The sequence below is a fragment of the Brachybacterium sp. p3-SID1565 genome, assembly GCF_025143785.1.
GTDB classification, from domain to species: domain Bacteria; phylum Actinomycetota; class Actinomycetes; order Actinomycetales; family Dermabacteraceae; genus Brachybacterium; species Brachybacterium epidermidis.
The window spans coordinates 15,835-30,069 of record NZ_JAMBDS010000039.1; the positions used below are offsets into that span (position 1 = coordinate 15,835).

At 68.3% G+C, this 14,235-nt stretch carries 16 protein-coding genes and 1 pseudogene; 9 read left to right on the plus strand and 8 right to left on the minus strand.

Annotation, left to right across the window (positions count from 1 at the left end; genetic code table 11):
* Positions 1 to 317 precede the first annotated feature (317 nt).
* The 4 genes from M4D54_RS09965 (at position 318) to M4D54_RS09980 (ending at position 4,157) form a co-directional block, all read left to right on the plus strand.
* Entirely contained in the window at positions 318 to 1,292 is a 975-nt protein-coding gene (locus M4D54_RS09965; protein ID WP_193864541.1) for a transglycosylase family protein, read from the plus strand.
* Between the two features lie 277 nt (positions 1,293 to 1,569).
* The gene (locus M4D54_RS09970) at positions 1,570 to 1,890 is read left to right on the plus strand and encodes a putative quinol monooxygenase (protein ID WP_193864540.1); all 321 of its coding nucleotides are present in this window, start codon (positions 1,570 to 1,572) and stop codon (positions 1,888 to 1,890) included.
* A gap of 38 nt (positions 1,891 to 1,928) precedes the next feature.
* Positions 1,929 to 3,101: a Gfo/Idh/MocA family protein gene (locus M4D54_RS09975; protein ID WP_259891193.1), complete on the plus strand. Its 1,173-nt coding sequence runs from the start codon at positions 1,929 to 1,931 to the stop codon at positions 3,099 to 3,101.
* Between the two features lie 222 nt (positions 3,102 to 3,323).
* Entirely contained in the window at positions 3,324 to 4,157 is an 834-nt protein-coding gene (locus tag M4D54_RS09980) for a uracil-DNA glycosylase (RefSeq protein ID WP_259891195.1), read from the plus strand.
* Positions 4,158 to 4,187: 30 nt separating this feature from the next.
* Here the strand turns inward: M4D54_RS09980 and M4D54_RS09985 are convergent.
* A pseudogene (locus tag M4D54_RS09985) lies at positions 4,188 to 4,519 on the minus strand (DUF1349 domain-containing protein).
* Positions 4,520 to 4,599: 80 nt separating this feature from the next.
* Between M4D54_RS09985 and M4D54_RS09990 the strand changes: the two are divergent.
* From M4D54_RS09990 to M4D54_RS10000, 3 genes are all read left to right on the plus strand, one after another.
* Entirely contained in the window at positions 4,600 to 5,211 is a 612-nt protein-coding gene (locus M4D54_RS09990) for an NAD(P)-dependent oxidoreductase (RefSeq protein WP_259891197.1), read from the plus strand.
* Positions 5,212 to 5,325: 114 nt separating this feature from the next.
* Entirely contained in the window at positions 5,326 to 6,195 is an 870-nt protein-coding gene (locus tag M4D54_RS09995; RefSeq protein WP_259891199.1) for a DUF3152 domain-containing protein, read from the plus strand.
* Between the two features lie 57 nt (positions 6,196 to 6,252).
* Entirely contained in the window at positions 6,253 to 6,849 is a 597-nt protein-coding gene (locus tag M4D54_RS10000; protein ID WP_259891201.1) for a 1-acyl-sn-glycerol-3-phosphate acyltransferase, read from the plus strand.
* A 32-nt stretch (positions 6,850 to 6,881) separates the two neighbouring features.
* On the opposite strand, the gene mgtE is transcribed toward M4D54_RS10000, so the two are convergent.
* Complete coding sequence (gene mgtE / locus M4D54_RS10005; RefSeq protein ID WP_259891210.1) at positions 6,882 to 8,240, minus strand: magnesium transporter; 1,359 nt, start codon at positions 8,238 to 8,240, stop codon at positions 6,882 to 6,884.
* Positions 8,241 to 8,681: 441 nt separating this feature from the next.
* On the opposite strand from mgtE, the gene arfB reads away from it, so the two are divergent.
* Together arfB and M4D54_RS10015 are read left to right on the plus strand one after the other, a co-directional pair.
* Entirely contained in the window at positions 8,682 to 9,128 is a 447-nt protein-coding gene (gene arfB / locus M4D54_RS10010) for an alternative ribosome rescue aminoacyl-tRNA hydrolase ArfB (RefSeq protein WP_259891211.1), read from the plus strand.
* Between the two features lie 537 nt (positions 9,129 to 9,665).
* Positions 9,666 to 10,082: a VOC family protein gene (locus M4D54_RS10015; protein WP_259891212.1), complete on the plus strand. Its 417-nt coding sequence runs from the start codon at positions 9,666 to 9,668 to the stop codon at positions 10,080 to 10,082.
* Positions 10,083 to 10,162: 80 nt separating this feature from the next.
* On the opposite strand, the gene M4D54_RS10020 is transcribed toward M4D54_RS10015, so the two are convergent.
* The 6 genes from M4D54_RS10020 to M4D54_RS13870 all read right to left on the minus strand — a co-directional run bounded on the left by M4D54_RS10020 (position 10,163) and on the right by M4D54_RS13870 (position 14,039).
* On the minus strand, positions 10,163 to 10,594 hold the full coding sequence (locus tag M4D54_RS10020) for a HEPN domain-containing protein (RefSeq protein WP_193864528.1): 432 nt from the start codon (positions 10,592 to 10,594) through the stop codon (positions 10,163 to 10,165).
* Positions 10,587 to 10,931 carry a hypothetical protein gene (locus tag M4D54_RS10025; protein WP_193864526.1) on the minus strand — a complete coding sequence of 115 codons (345 nt, stop codon included), beginning with the start codon at positions 10,929 to 10,931 and terminating at the stop codon, positions 10,587 to 10,589. The genes M4D54_RS10020 and M4D54_RS10025 overlap by 8 nt, the downstream gene beginning before the upstream one ends.
* A gap of 296 nt (positions 10,932 to 11,227) precedes the next feature.
* Complete coding sequence (locus M4D54_RS13865) at positions 11,228 to 11,551, minus strand: nucleotidyltransferase family protein (RefSeq protein ID WP_396121487.1); 324 nt, start codon at positions 11,549 to 11,551, stop codon at positions 11,228 to 11,230.
* A gap of 162 nt (positions 11,552 to 11,713) precedes the next feature.
* Entirely contained in the window at positions 11,714 to 12,538 is an 825-nt protein-coding gene (locus M4D54_RS10030; RefSeq protein ID WP_259891213.1) for an alpha/beta fold hydrolase, read from the minus strand.
* Between the two features lie 55 nt (positions 12,539 to 12,593).
* The gene (locus M4D54_RS13820) at positions 12,594 to 13,373 is read right to left on the minus strand and encodes a BPL-N domain-containing protein (protein WP_311199698.1); all 780 of its coding nucleotides are present in this window, start codon (positions 13,371 to 13,373) and stop codon (positions 12,594 to 12,596) included.
* 369 nt (positions 13,374 to 13,742) lie between these two features.
* Entirely contained in the window at positions 13,743 to 14,039 is a 297-nt protein-coding gene (locus M4D54_RS13870) for a FitA-like ribbon-helix-helix domain-containing protein (RefSeq protein ID WP_396121486.1), read from the minus strand.
* Positions 14,040 to 14,235: the final 196 nt, after the last annotated feature.

Genomic DNA, 14,235 nt, shown 5'->3' on the forward strand with positions numbered 1-14,235 from the left:
GCTACGCCAGGTGGGCCGGCCGCCCCGGCAGGCGGGCAGGAGATTCGCCTGCGGCGGCGGGGGGCGGCCGCCCGTGAGATGCGCGACCCGGATGCGCACCATGTCACACCGGCGGGCACCGCAGCGCGAGGACCGGTCAAGAGCACTGGTCACGGCGGGCTCGTTCCCACCGACGCGGATACGGATTTCTTCCCAGCAGCGGCACGTCCAGGTCAAATCTCCGTCAGGCACCCCGGAAGGCCTTGATCACCGGGGGCGGGGGATCACTACGGTGGCCGACGTCCACACACCCGAGCAACGCGAGAGGACGGCTTCACATGTCCACACACGCGAAGACCACCAAGACCACCCTGCTGCGGCGCGGCATGGCCCGCACCGCCACCACCCTGGCGGGCGGCGCACTCGTCGCGACCGGCATGCTCGCCACTGGCACCGCCGCGAACGCGGCCTCCGGCTGGGACGACGTCGCAGCCTGCGAGTCCGGCGGCGACTGGAGCATCAACACCGGCAACGGCTACTACGGCGGGCTGCAGTTCTCCCAGTCCTCCTGGGAGGCCGCCGGCGGCACCCAGTACGCGCCTCGCGCGGATCTTGCCTCCAAGTCCCAGCAGATCGCCACGGCCGAGGTGCTGCTGTCGATGCAGGGCCCGGGTGCGTGGCCCACCTGCGGCGTGCACCTCAGCGGCGGCTCCGACACCAGCGGTGCCCCGGCTCCGGAGCAGGACTCCGGCGACCAGGACTCCCGCGAGGACTCCGACCAGCAGGAGAGCCGTGGGGACTCCGGCGCCTCGAGCAGCCGCAGCGAGCGCAGGGACTCCGGTTCCTCCCGAAAGAGCGAGCCTGCCCGCGAGCGGCAGGGCGACTGGAGCTGCGATGGTGACGGCATCCCGGACAACTGCACCGAGAACGGCTTCACCAAGGAGACCGAGCAGGCACCCCAGAAGCCCGAGAAGAAGCAGCAGGCGCCTCAGCAGGCTCCCACGACGCCGGAGCAGACGGCACCGGCCGGTGCTCCTGATCTGAAGGTCGCCGGCACCCTCAAGGTGGACGGCAAGATGGGCCCCAAGACCATCACCGCCCTGCAGGACTGGCTGGGCGTGGAGCAGACCGGTGAGATGAACGAGGAGACCACCCTGGCGCTCCAGGCCTGGGCCAAGACCGACCAGGACGGCGTGATCGGCCCGAAGACCGTGGCCGGCCTCCAGCACGAGATCGGCGCCGCCCAGAACGGTTCCGAGGACATCGACGAGGACACCGTCGAGGTGCTCCAGACGTTCCTGAACCTGTACTGATCCACTGATCGCCACCGGTCCGCGGGTTCTGCGATCCCCGCAGGACCGGTGACCGCACGATCACCGGCAGCAGCCGCGGCCCCCGCATCCCGCCCACTTCGGTGGAGATGCGGGGGCCTTCGGCATGAAGCAGGGATGACACCCCGCCCGTCGTCGCCCGCTCCCGTTCCGCTGGGCAGCTGTTCTTGCGTGCCGAGAACCGGACTTCCCCCGGCCGGTGGGCAGCAGGCAGGATGGTGGCACCGACCCACCCCTGCCGATGAGAGAGGACCAGGCGATGATCCTGATCAACGTGAAGTTCCCGGTGAAGCCCGAGTACGCGGAGAAGTGGCCGGAGATCTCCCGAGAGTTCACCGAGAAGACCCTCGCCGAGCCGGGCAACAAGTGGTTCGAGTGGTCCCGCAGCGTGAAAGACCCCAACACCTACGTGCTGATCGAGGCGTTCACCGACGAGGGTGCCGCCCCGCACGTCCAGTCCGATCACTTCAAGGCCATGCAGGAGGAGTTCCCGCAGTACCTCTCGGCCACCCCGCAGATCGTCTCCCACCAGGTGGAGGGCGACGGCTGGGGCCCGATGGGCGAGCTGAAGGTCGACTGACCACCGATCCCAGGGTCACAACCGACGAAGGAGACACCATGACCGACAAGAACGTGCGACTCGGGATCATCGGGTTCGGTGCCCAGGGCGGCGTGTACGCCGGATTCATCGCCGAGGGGAGGGTCGAGGGCATGTCCCTCGGCGCGATCTGCGACATCGATCCCGCCAAGAAGCAGCTGGCCGAGGAGCAGCACCCCGGGGTGGCCTTCTACGACGACTACATCGCGATGCTGGATTCCGGGGATGTGGATGCCGTGGTGACCACGGTCCCGCACTACCTGCACCCCGAGATGACCATCGCGGCCATCGGCAAGGGCATCCACACCCTGACGGAGAAGCCGGCCGGCGTGTACACGAAGCAGGTCGAGCAGATGAACGAGTTCGCCGCGGCGCACCCGGAGACCACCTTCGCGATCATGTTCAATCAGCGCACCAACCCGGTGTACACGGACCTGAAGGCCCTCATCGATTCCGGTGAGCTGGGCCGGCTGCGCCACACCTCCTGGATCATCACCACGTGGTGGCGCCCCCAGGCCTACTACGACCAGTCGGAGTGGCGCGCCACTTGGGGTGGCGAGGGCGGTGGCGTGCTGGTGAACCAGGCCCCCCACCAGTTGGACCTGTGGCAGTGGCTGGCCGGCACCCCGCAGAAGGTGTTCGCGAAGCTGGCCTTCGGCTTCCAGCGGGACATCGCCACCGAGGACGAGGTCAACGCCCTGGTGGACTTCGGCGACGGGGCGACCGGTCATTTCCTGACCTCCACCAGCGACATCGCCGGCACCGACCGACTGGAGATGCTGTTCGACGCGGGCAAGATCGTGGTGGACGCCTCGACGAAGGTGACCATCACCCGCCTGACGCAGGACGAGCGCAGCATCAGCGACAGCATGTCCGTGGCCGATGTGGGCCGCCTGTTCAAGGGCGAGATGAACACCGCAGACCTGCTCAGCACCGAGGTGAAGGAGTACGAGTCGGTGTGGGGCGCCCAGCACGTGGACGTGCTCACCAACTTCGCCGCGCACATCAACGACGGCACTGCCCTGATCGCCGATGGTGCCGAGGGCATCAATGGCGTGCGCCTGGCCTCCGGCATGCAGCTGTCGGCATGGACCGGTCGCGAGATCGACCTGGTGGACTTCCCTGCCGATGAGTACCTGAGAGAGCTGAACCAGCGCATCGAGGCGGAGGGGAAGTACCCCACCCGTTCCTGACCCCACGGTCGGCGCCCCGGCTCACCACCCGGGGTCGGGGCGCCGAGCCCGCAACCACCCGCGCAACGCCCGCGGCTCGCGCAACCCCCGCTGCTGAGGTGCGCAAGGGCGCTGAGGCCGGTCGTCTGTCAAACCCCGCTGCGGCGCGCGGCACCGCCGCCAGCGTGACACCCTGCAGGTCCGACGTGACACCCTGCAGGTCCGACGTGACACCCTGCTGGTATGGACCAGTTGCTGCCGCACCCCGGGACCGGCGTTCCGCACCCCTCCCCGGTACCGCCGGGCAGCGGGTGGCCGGGTGACCCAGCGCCCTCCGACACCATCCGCGCGACGACGCCCGCGCAGGTGGCTCGCCTTGCAGCGCGGGCCCGCGCTCTCGACGAGCTGGACGCGCTGGTGTCCGTGTGCCGGGCCTGCCCGCGTCTGGTCCAGTGGCGGGAACAGGTCGCAGGTCAGAAGCGCGCGGCCTATACGGATCAGCCCTACTGGGGTCGGCCCGCGCCGGGCTGGGGCGATCCGCAGGCGCACGCCCTGATCGTGGGACTGGCCCCGGCTGCACACGGTGCCAACCGCACCGGCCGGATCTTCACAGGGGACCGCAGCGGCGACTGGCTGTACGCGGCGCTGCACCGCGCCGGTCTCGCGAACCAGCCCACCTCGAGCCACGCGGCCGACGGGCTCGAACTGACCGGGGTGCGGATCACCGCGCCGGTGCACTGCGCTCCCCCGCAGAACCTCCCCACCACCACCGAGAAGGCCACGTGCGCACCATGGCTGGACCGTGAGATCCAGCTGCTCTCCCCTCACCTGGAATCAATCCTGGCGCTCGGCGGGATCGCCTGGACCGAGACCCTGCGCACTGCCCGCCGCCTGGGCTGGACGGTGCCCCGGCCCGCCCCGAGGTTCGGCCACGGCGCCCAGGCCTCGCTGGGCATGCCGGACGGCCGGACGGTGCGTCTGATCGGCTGCTACCACGTGAGCCAGCAGAACACGTTCACCGGTCGTCTCACCGAGACGATGCTGGACGAGGTGATGGGGATGCTGCGTCGCGCGTGAGGAGGGGCCGGCGTCGGCGAGGCGGCACCGTCAATGCAGGGAGGCGTCAGCCTCCACCAGTCGCCAGGCGTGGAAGGTGACGGTGAGACCGGGCCTGCTGGGCGCACACACCAGCGGCCCCGCCTCCACCTCGCACTCGGGAGCCAGCGGGATCACCCGCACCAGCTGCAGATCCGCCGCGCCGTCCTCGCTCACGACCCCGGCACCAGCAGGGCGTGCTCGGAGTCGTGCACGAAGCCGTAGGAGGTGATTCGCCAAGCATCGGAGCCCTCCACGGCGGTGATCAGCAGGTCCTCCCCGTCCTCGGTGACGGCGGCGGGCTCGGTGGTCCAGTGGCCTCGGGACCAGGCGATGGCGCTCATCTGCACAGGTTAGCGTGGAGCTCCCGGGCCGACATCGCACCCGGACCGGGCCACAGGGCCCATCAGAGGAAGGGGTCACCATGCAGATCACCATCGTCGGAGGAGCCAAGGGCACCGGCACCCAGCTGGCCGCGCTCGCCATCGAGGCCGGTCACGTGGTCACCGTCGTCACTCGCAGCGGCACCGTCCCCGAGGGCGCGGATCGCGTGCTCGGAAGCGCTTCCGACCCGGCCGTCGCACGCCTGGCGGTCACCGGGGCCGGCGCCGTGGTGGTGACCGTCGGCGGCGCCAAGGGCGTCGCACACAATCGAGCGGCGGTCACCCGCACCGTCATCGAGCAGATGAAGCAGGTGGGCGTGAGGCGCCTGCTGGTGCAGTCCTCGCTCGGTGCCGGTGAGTCGGCCCAGCAGATGCCGCTGGCGCTGCGCCTGCCTATGAAGCTGGTGCTGGCCAAGCCCCTGGCCGATCACGAGGAGCAGGAGGCGGCGGTGATGGCCTCCGGCCTGGACTGGACGATCGTGCGGCCCTCCGGGCTCACCGATAAGCCGGCCACCGGCTCCTGGCAGACGCTGGAGACCTCCGAGCCCGGCACGCTGCGCGGTACGATCCCGCGCGCCGATCTGGCCGCCTGCATGCTGGAGGTGCTGGAGGACGACGCGACGATCGGCTCCGCCTTGGGTGTCAGCAGCTGAGAGCTCAGAGGCCCGAGGCTGATCAGCCCTCAAGCTCAGCTGAGCCGCTGCCGCCATCCGGCGATGTCCCGTTGCGCACCCTCTGACAGCCCTGATCAGCACTACGATGCAGCCATGCCCTCTGCTCCGACGCGTCCGGCCAGGCTGATCCTGACCCGGCGCGGTCGTCTCGCGCGCGGCATCCTGGTGCTGGCCGCGGTGATCGCCGTGGCGATCGCTCTGGTTCTCGGCATCCGCGCCATCAGTGACGGAAGTGATCCCGCCGGCTCGTCCACCACCGGCGGTGCCCCGACGACGAGCACCGCGCCTTCCGACGGCGGCGGTCCCTCCGACGCCGGTGGCGCGGAGGAAACACCCACACCGGAGACAGATCCGGAGCTGACCGATGACGAGGAGGCCGCGGAACCTGGGCCCGGCCTGCGCACCACCCGCAGCGGCATCGTCCGTTCGGACACCGAGGGCGACGGCACCTGGACCGTGCCCCAGCCGGTAGCACCGGCGGGGGAACCGGCCGGGACCGTGCACCGCTACGCCCTGCGCGTCGAGGGAGGCATCGGCATCGCCCCGGAGGAGGCGGCCCAGGACGTGGCCGCGATCCTCGCCGACGAACGCGGCTGGGCGTCCGTGCACGATGTGAGCTTCGAGCAGGTGGCCGATCCCGAGCAGGCGGAGTTCACGATTTCCTTGGCCTCACCGCCCACCGTGGACGAGCTGTGCCTGCCGGCGCAGACCCACGGCATCTGGAGCTGCCGGATCGGCGCGGAGGTGGCGCTGAACTCCGACCGCTGGGTGCACATGACCCCCACCTATGACGATGTCGCCGAGTACCGGGCGTACATGGTCAACCATGAGGTGGGGCACTTCCTAGGCCACGGCCACGAGTCCTGCGGCGGTGAGGGCCTGGCCGCGCCGGTGATGATGCAGCAGAGCAAAGGCCTGCGGGGCTGCCGGGCGAACGCGTGGCCCACCAGCGACGGGTCCTGACAGCTCGGTCGCCCCTCCGTTTGCTCCGGTAGGACAGGGAGGGGCTACGGTGACCCCATGCTCAGACGCCTCATCGCCCGCACGTTCTGGGCATTCAGCCGCTGGACGCTGGTCACCGAGCCCGCCCCGCAGCGACCCACGATCCTGATCGGCGCCCCGCACACCTCGAACTGGGACTTCGTGTACATGCTGGGGATCGCCTGGCAGCTCGGCATCGATGTGCGCTGGCTGGGCAAGCACACCCTGTTCACGGGCTGGGCGGCGCCATTCTTCCGGGCCGTGGGTGGGATCCCGGTGGACCGCTCGAACCCCCGCGGGATCATCGACGAGGTGGTGCGGCGCGTCCGCGCGGGCGAGGTGTTCGGTCTGGTCATCACCCCGGATGGGACCCGCTCGAACAAGACGGGCCACTGGAAGTCGGGGTTCTACCGGATCGCGATGGAGACCGGGATGCCGGTGACCCTGGGGTACGTGGACCTGCCCACGAAGACCACCGGCCTGGGCCCCACCCTCGAGCTGACCGGGGACGTCGCTGCGGACATGGACCGGATCCGCGCGTTCTACGCCGACAAGGCCGGGGTGCGCCCGGAGCTGCGGGTCGAGCCGCGCCTGCGGGACGAGACCGGCAGCTACGGCACTGCGTCACCGGCCTGAGCCCGCGGCGGAGCGGCGTCCGGGCCGAAGGGTCACAGCCCCAGCACCGCGCGGGCGATGAGGAAGTAGATGATCAGGCCGGTCGCATCGACGATGGTGGTGATGAAGGGGTTGGCGAACACGGCCGGATCCACCTTCAGCAGTCTCCCGATCAGGGGCATCACCCCGCCCAGGGTCGCGGCCAGGGTGCAGATGTTCAGCAGGGTCAGGCCGATGACCGCTCCGATCTGCATCCCGTAGAACGCGGAGGCCACCAGGAATCCGAGCACGCCCAGCAGCACGCCGAGGGTGATGCCGACGCGGACCTCCCGCAGCGCGACCCTGAGGACGTCCCGGGGTCGGACGTCGCCGAGTGCGAGGGCACGGGTGACGGTGGTGGCGGCCTGGTTGCCAGTGTTGCCGCCGGTGCCGATCAGCAGCGGGACGAACACGGACAGCACCACCATCTGCGCAAGGGTGTCCTCGAAGACCTCCAGCACCTGGACGGTGAGCGTGGCTCCGATGGCCAGCACCAGCAGCCACACCACCCGGGAGCGGACGATGGAGCGCACCGGGGTGGCCAGGTACGGGCGGCGCAGGGGCTCGGATCCGGAGATGCGGGCCTGGTCCTCGGAGTCCGCCTCCTCCAGGATGGCAAGGGCGTCGTCAACGGTGAGGATGCCCACCAGGCGGGACTCGGCATCGACGACGGGCAGGGCCAGCAGACGCATGTCGGCGCAGAGGCGCGCCGCGCCCTCCGCGCTCTCGGTCGCCGTCACCGAGAGCGGCTCGGCCATCAGCTCGCTGATCGGCGCCTGATCGTCGGCGGCCATCAGGTCCCGCAGATCCGCGATGCCCACCAGGCACCTCCCCTGGTCCACCACGGGCAGGGTGTACACGGTCTCGGCATCCACGAGGCGCGTACGGATCCGCTCCATCGCCTGCGAGGCGGTGGAATCAGCCTGCAGGGACACCACCTCTGGGCTCATCCGCCTGCCGATGGAGCGCTCCGGGTAGCCAAGGACGACGGCCGTGAGCTCGCGTTCTCCGCGCGGCAGTCCCTGCATCAGCCGGCTGGCGACGGAGGCGGGCAGCTCGTCCAGCAGGACGGCCCGGTCGTCGGGCTCCATCTGGCCGAACACGGCGGCGACGTCCTCGTCCTGGAGCGCCCCGACCAGGTCCCCCTGCACGGCCGCATCCAGCCGCTCGAACACGGCAACGGCACGCTGCTTGGGCAGCAGACGGTAGGCCAGGGCCATGCGCCGGGGATCCAGGCGCTCCAGCAGCTGCACCACCTGGGAGGTGCTCAACGGCTCGAGCGCCTCGGCGACGACGGCCACATCGGTCCCGGCCAGGTCCCGCTCGATGGCGTCACTGACCCTCTCGAACGGGATGGTCCGCTGAGTGTCCATGGGTATCCCTCCATCAGGTCAGTGGGGCACGAGCACGCCGATGCATGGCCGGGCTGGCCACCGGCGCACAGCTCCCACCGAGCAGCAGCCCAATGCCCATCGCCGTGTCACGCGCCGCCAGCAGCAGGGTCAACCCCCGGTACGAGGCATGACGACGCTATCCCACAGATCTGCGAACCATGGCCACATCGCGGCGCCCCCGAATGCCGCGTAGCCCTTGGGGGCGGCTCTGCCTGCGACCAGGTGCATGATGCCGCCGGAGCAGAACACGGAGCCGAACAGCATCCGTCCCACGGTGCGGAAGCGGTGCATCCCTCCCCCTGAGGGCGCGGCCGTGTCGTGTTCGAAGCGCAGGCAGGGGCCACGATGTCCTCACAAGGCTTTGGTCACCGGCAGGAACTGCCCGCCTGGGCCCGGGCCGCCGTGGGGCACACTGGAGCCGTGGAGGATCTGTGCGTGCCCGCGGGCCCCGGTGCGCCCCGCGGGCTGCGCATCCCGGCCGGGGAGCTCGTCGAGCAGTTCTCCCACGCCTCCGGCCCCGGCGGCCAGGGGGTGAACACCGCGGATTCCCGGGTGCAGCTGAGCCTGGACCTCGCCACTACGACCGCGCTGACCGAACCGCAGCGGGAGCGGGTGCTGAGCCGCTTGGCCACCAGGCTGAACGGCACGGTACTGACGATCAGCGCCGCGGAGCACCGCTCCCAGCACCGCAATCGTGGTGCCGCTCGGGAGCGCTTGGCGGGGCTCCTGCGTGAGGCGCTGATCCCGCCGGTCACGCGCCGCGCCACCCGGCCGACGCGAGGATCGCAGCAAAGAAGGCTGGAGGCGAAGCGTCAGCGAGCGCTCACCAAGCAGCAGCGGCGCAGGCCGGGGCGCGATTCGATCTGAGCACCGCTTCAGAGGCGAAGACCGGGCGCTGGAGCAGTTGGGCAGGAAGCACGTCGATGTCATCGCGCCCGAACAGCGCGCGGGTCTCCTCGAGCAGACCGGACGCACGCATCAGGAGATTCCCCTCGGCGGGGTCCATCTCGACGAGGATGTCGATGTCCGATCAGGCAGACGCGGCGCCCCTCGCGACGGACCCGAACAGCTTCGGGTTGGCCGCGCTGTACCGGTACAGAGCACCTGGAACTCGTCACGACGCGCAGCGAGGAGCTCGCGCAGCGCGAGCTTCTCGGGTGCCATGACGGTCTCAGACATGCTTCCGGGGCACTGGACCTGGCAGCACGTCGACATGGCGCTCTAGATGTTGAAGCGGAACTCCGCCGCGTTCCGTAACCGAACAACCTCTTCGAGACGTACGGAGTGTGCACGCGACCGCACCCGGTGACCCGCTACGCTGGTCACGATGATGGCCAGCCAGGTCCCTCGTGGCTGCTCCCGGATCGGCTATCTGGTCGTTCCCTGATCCGCGCCCCTCCTTGCGTGAGTGAATCCAGCTTCGCTCACCACACGACAAGGAGAACCAGGACAGCGCACTTCAACCACCCGACCATCGCCTCGTCGAATCCGGCTGAGATGGCCCGGTTCTATCGCGAGCTTCTCAAGGTAGAGGAAGCCCCCTCCTGGGGCTCGTACGTCAACGTGCAGATCGCCGACGGAGTACTGCTCCAGTTCGCGGCCCCACCGATCGACTTCCCGCCGCAGCACTACGCCTACCTGCTCGACCATGCCCATTTCGATTGGGCATACACGCAGATCACGGCGAGCGGACGCGAGCACTGGGCGGATCCTCAGCGCACGCGCGCCGGCGAGATCAACCACGAGCACGGCGGGCGCGGCGTGTACCTGCTCGATCGCTCAGGGCACTACCTGGAGCTGATCACGCAGCCATACCTGTGATCGCAGACGAGGACGCCCCGCCCTCCATGAAGGGAGCCGGGGCGTCCTCAGCGCCGGAGCTGCAGGCTCGGAGAACCGACTCAGCCAAGATGCACCTCGCATGCGACGACGATCGCTGATGCGGCGCTGATCGCCTCCCTGACGTCCTGGAGGCTCGCCGTCGGATGATCATCACTGGGATACTCCGTCGCGTTGCGCACCTGGCGCATCCAGTCGAACTCCTCGAGAGCGGCATCCTCGATGAACTCGGCGGCAGCCACTCCCGTGTTCCGATGAGCCCCGCCCACCGGGCGCACCCGCAGCCCCTGCGCGGCCAGAACGGCGACAAGTGCCTTGCGCGCAGCGTCGTAGGCTGCCGTGAACGCCATGGCCTGGTCATCAGAGCCGACCAGCGCCTCAGCGGTGCGCACGTGTTGCTTCGCCATCTCGATCACTGCCAGCGCATGATCCCGATTCACCGCGACCCTCTCCAGCTGGCGGTTCGCGAGCATCCGGGTGATGACGTCAGACATGAAGGTCCCCAGTCATCACGTCGAGGGTGGGTCGTGAGCGCAACGTCGACACGAACGGCGTCGGGTCGTCAGCCTCCCATTCGTCGACGGACAGTCTGGTGACGTTCACCGGTACGTCGAGTCGCTTGCCGGCTTCAGAAGCGACTGCCGTCAGCACCCGGCGCGGGGCAGAACCCAGGACCAGGACATCGATATCGTTCGGGAACAGGCCCGCCTCGCCGGCTCGCCGGGCGGCCCAGGAGCCGTAGATCAGCACGCGCTCAACCCCCTCCACGCCGTCGAACTGTTCGCGGAGGAGGGGCACGGGACCATAGGTGGCGTCGATGATCTCGCGCATGGGCCTGAACAGCGGGTGCCCGACATCGGCTCGCACAAGTCGATTGCGCCCCTCATGACGGTCACGAAGGATGCCGCTCTCCACGAGGCGCCCCACCTCACGATGAACCACGGGGCCGCTGACGCCGGTGCGTCGACCGAGCTCAGCCAGTGAGAACTCCCGGTCGGGATGCCCCAGGGACTCCGCAAGGATTGCCCCGACCGCATCGGAGCGTACGAATGGAGTCAACTGCGAGCCGGGAACCTTCACAGAACTAGAAGATATCTTCCACTTATGGGAAGTGTCAATAGTGCGGGTCAGACGTCGAAGCGGAACTCCACCACGTTCCGTAGCCGAACACCCTTTCGATCCGCGCCGTCAGCCGGTAGCAACGCACCCACGCACCGCCTCGGGAGCACTGAGGCCGAGACCGGACGCTTGAGCAGTTGGAGAGGGGACACGCCGATGTCATCGCACCCGAACAGCGCGCGGGTCTCCTCGAGCAGACCGGACGCACGCATCAGGAGATTCCCCTCGGCGGGATCCATCTCGACGAGGATGTCGATGTCCGATCCGGCAGACGCGGTGCCCCGCGCAACGGACCCGAACAGCTTCGGGTTGGTCGCGCCGTACCGGTACAGAGCACCTGGAACTCCTCACAACGCGCAGCGAGGAGCTCGCGCAGCGCGAGCTTCTCGGGTGCCATGACGGTCTCAGACATGCTTCCGGGGTACTGCGCCTGGCAGCACGTCGACATGGCGCTCTAGGTGTAGTTGGTCATGACGTTCCGGCACGGCGCACCATCAGCGCCCACTGGCGTGCGTCCCGTTGATTCGCTCGCGGGCCAGCCAGCGACTGAGCGCGTCGATCCACATATCGAAGGCGTCGAGGTGCGCGTCATGGCTACCGCCATCAAGATCAATCCTGTCTGTCTGGGGCCTGCGCCGGATCAATGCGTCCCGATCATCGTTGCTGAACATTCCATGCTTCGCGAACACCGCGAGCGTCGGGACCGTCAGAGCCTGCCACTCGTCCCAGCGAGGCTCGTGCACCGCCTCGATCACGCGCTGCATGACGGCGGCGTCGAAGCGCGGCACGAGGCCATGATCCGCCAGTTCGAAGTCTGCCACCCAGGCATCGACGATCGCGTCCCCGCCGAGGAACTCTCTCGCCGCGGCCTCGTCCTCGAACGGCACTGGCCACGACGCGAAATACCTGCCGAGCTGTGCGGCCTCGCCCGGATCATCGCTGCCCTTCACATGCCCCTCCAGCATCACGAGCCCTTTGACCAGGTCTGGCCGCGCCACCGCGACGAGGAACGCCGTATGGGCTCCCATCGACTGCCCGACGAGCACCGCGCGCTGCCCAGGAACGAGCTCCTCGAGCACTGCGACGACGTCTCCGACGAAGGCATCGCGCGACACGTCATTGGGAAGCCGTGTGCTCGCACCGTGCCCCCGCTGGTCCACGAGCAGCACCCGATATCCTGGTAACGCTTGCGCCGTGGGCAGAAGCTCACGCGAGCTCCCCGCGAGACCGTGCAGCAGTACGACGACGGGGCCATCGCCACCGAGGTCAGTGACCGCGATCGAGACACCGTCAGGGCGTAGCACCGTGCGGTTGGTCATGCCACCTCCAGTAGCTTGATCTCGGCAGATGCGCCGCACGTGGCCTTCCCAGCGATCAACTGAGAATCCGCTTGACGAGCGGCAGCGCGTATTGCCAGTCGTCGCCGTCGGGATCGACGAGATCGGCGTCCTCTAACCAGGTCACGTCTGCCTCCGGATGAGGGCCAATCAAGCCCACATTTCCATCGCCGCACCGATAATACGCGGCGGCGAGATCGCCTGTTTCATAGTGCGCATACTCCTCCGCACCATCTGCTGGCAACCGCGCACCCTCTTGAAAGTACGTCCACCGCAAGGTCTCACCCCACGCGACTGCCACCACTTGATCGCTGCTGTCTTCCACAGGGAAGCCGGGAACGTTTACCTCCCCCTCAACGGAATAATCAAGCAAACTGAAGCCCTCGCTCCCGGCGAGATATGCGCCCATGCAGATTCCGAGGTAGCTTCCACCGGCAGCAATATAGTCACGTAGCCCGCGGATGAAATCCGAAGGAAAACTCTGGGCCGCACCACTGATGTCGTCCCCACCGCCTGGCTGAGCGTAGAGGGTGGCTCCAGATAGGGCACTCGCTTCGAGAGGGACCTGTTCGTGTGGGCCGATAAACGCAACGTCCAGGCCAAGCGGTGGTCGGGACAGCCGCTCTGCAAGAATCTCCGAGCATCCTGCGCACCCGGCGGGGCCGCGGTACACAAGGGCGATTCGCCCGTCCGAACCTCCGTGCTCGTTCGTACTGGTTGGTGCGCACCCGTTCACCAGCCCGGCGACCGGGACCGTCAGCAACCCCCCGAGGACAGACCGGCGCGTCCATCCAGCAGGTGATGCGAACGTACTCATAGCTCAATCCTAGTGAACCTGCTCCACAGTTCACCGAAGCGACCGCGGACGAGCAGACGGGGTCACCACCTTCGCGTTGTCGATGACTGGTGAAGGTTCGACTCCCAAGTACTTCATTTCGGCGCGGAGGATCCGCGCCCGCCGGTCGCTGATGGCCGCATCGAGGCCTGCTTCGAGAGCTTGTACCCTCGCGGCGCCCCTGTCACTCTCGCGGGCGCCCATCCCACATGGCCGACGACGCGACCTTCGATTCGCGCCATGATGTGGACATCATGTGGTGCGTAGCCGTAGGGCTGTTGCGGATCCGACTCTCCGAACCCCTTGAGATATTCACTTTCGAAGACCTGTCGAAGCTCACGCAGATCGGCCTCAGGGAGCTCTTGGTGGACGAGGACCTCGATCGAATGACGCTTCACGCGTCCGCATTCCACGGGCCCACGAGTTCGACGCACTTGCGACGTCATCACGCGTCGGAATCGGCAGCTCATCGACCCCACCAACATCCCTTGCCACTGACAGCAGAGCCATGCCGATGTGCGGCCGTCGGGCGGCCTTCGTCAGGATGTCGCGAACCTCGGCCTCCATGGACCGCCCGTGCTCCTTCGCCTGGGCTGAGAGCTGTTGCTTCACGTGCTCATCGAGACCACGCACGATGATGGGTGACATGGGCGGCCACCTCCCCTGACACCAGCGATGAGAGGAGCGCGTGCAGCACGTTCGCCGAAGGCGACCACCCTTCGAAACGACACTGGCCCGACCCTTGATGACGAGGCGACCGGGGCGATCTCGGATCAACGATCGAGTGTGCTGATCACACGTTGAACCGGAATTCCACCGAGTTCCGTAGCCGAACAACCTCTAG

Bases quoted from the DNA above. Each gene is read 5' to 3' on its own strand.
- M4D54_RS13820 (WP_311199698.1), bottom strand. From the start codon at position 13,373: ATGAGTACGTTCGCATCACCTGCTGGATGGACGCGCCGGTCTGTCCTC.
- M4D54_RS10030 (WP_259891213.1), bottom strand. From the start codon at position 12,538: ATGACCAACCGCACGGTGCTACGCCCTGACGGTGTCTCGATCGCGGTC.
- M4D54_RS09970 (WP_193864540.1), top strand. From the start codon at position 1,570: ATGATCCTGATCAACGTGAAGTTCCCGGTGAAGCCCGAGTACGCGGAG.
- M4D54_RS09990 (WP_259891197.1), top strand. From the start codon at position 4,600: ATGCAGATCACCATCGTCGGAGGAGCCAAGGGCACCGGCACCCAGCTG.
- M4D54_RS10025 (WP_193864526.1), bottom strand. From the start codon at position 10,931: ATGCGCGAGATCATCGACGCCACCTATGGTCCCGTGCCCCTCCTCCGC.
- M4D54_RS09980 (WP_259891195.1), top strand. From the start codon at position 3,324: ATGGACCAGTTGCTGCCGCACCCCGGGACCGGCGTTCCGCACCCCTCC.
- M4D54_RS09965 (WP_193864541.1), top strand. From the start codon at position 318: ATGTCCACACACGCGAAGACCACCAAGACCACCCTGCTGCGGCGCGGC.
- M4D54_RS09995 (WP_259891199.1), top strand. From the start codon at position 5,326: ATGCCCTCTGCTCCGACGCGTCCGGCCAGGCTGATCCTGACCCGGCGC.
- M4D54_RS10000 (WP_259891201.1), top strand. From the start codon at position 6,253: ATGCTCAGACGCCTCATCGCCCGCACGTTCTGGGCATTCAGCCGCTGG.
- M4D54_RS09975 (WP_259891193.1), top strand. From the start codon at position 1,929: ATGACCGACAAGAACGTGCGACTCGGGATCATCGGGTTCGGTGCCCAG.
- M4D54_RS13870 (WP_396121486.1), bottom strand. From the start codon at position 14,039: ATGTCACCCATCATCGTGCGTGGTCTCGATGAGCACGTGAAGCAACAG.
- mgtE (WP_259891210.1), bottom strand. From the start codon at position 8,240: ATGGACACTCAGCGGACCATCCCGTTCGAGAGGGTCAGTGACGCCATC.
- M4D54_RS10020 (WP_193864528.1), bottom strand. From the start codon at position 10,594: ATGTCTGACGTCATCACCCGGATGCTCGCGAACCGCCAGCTGGAGAGG.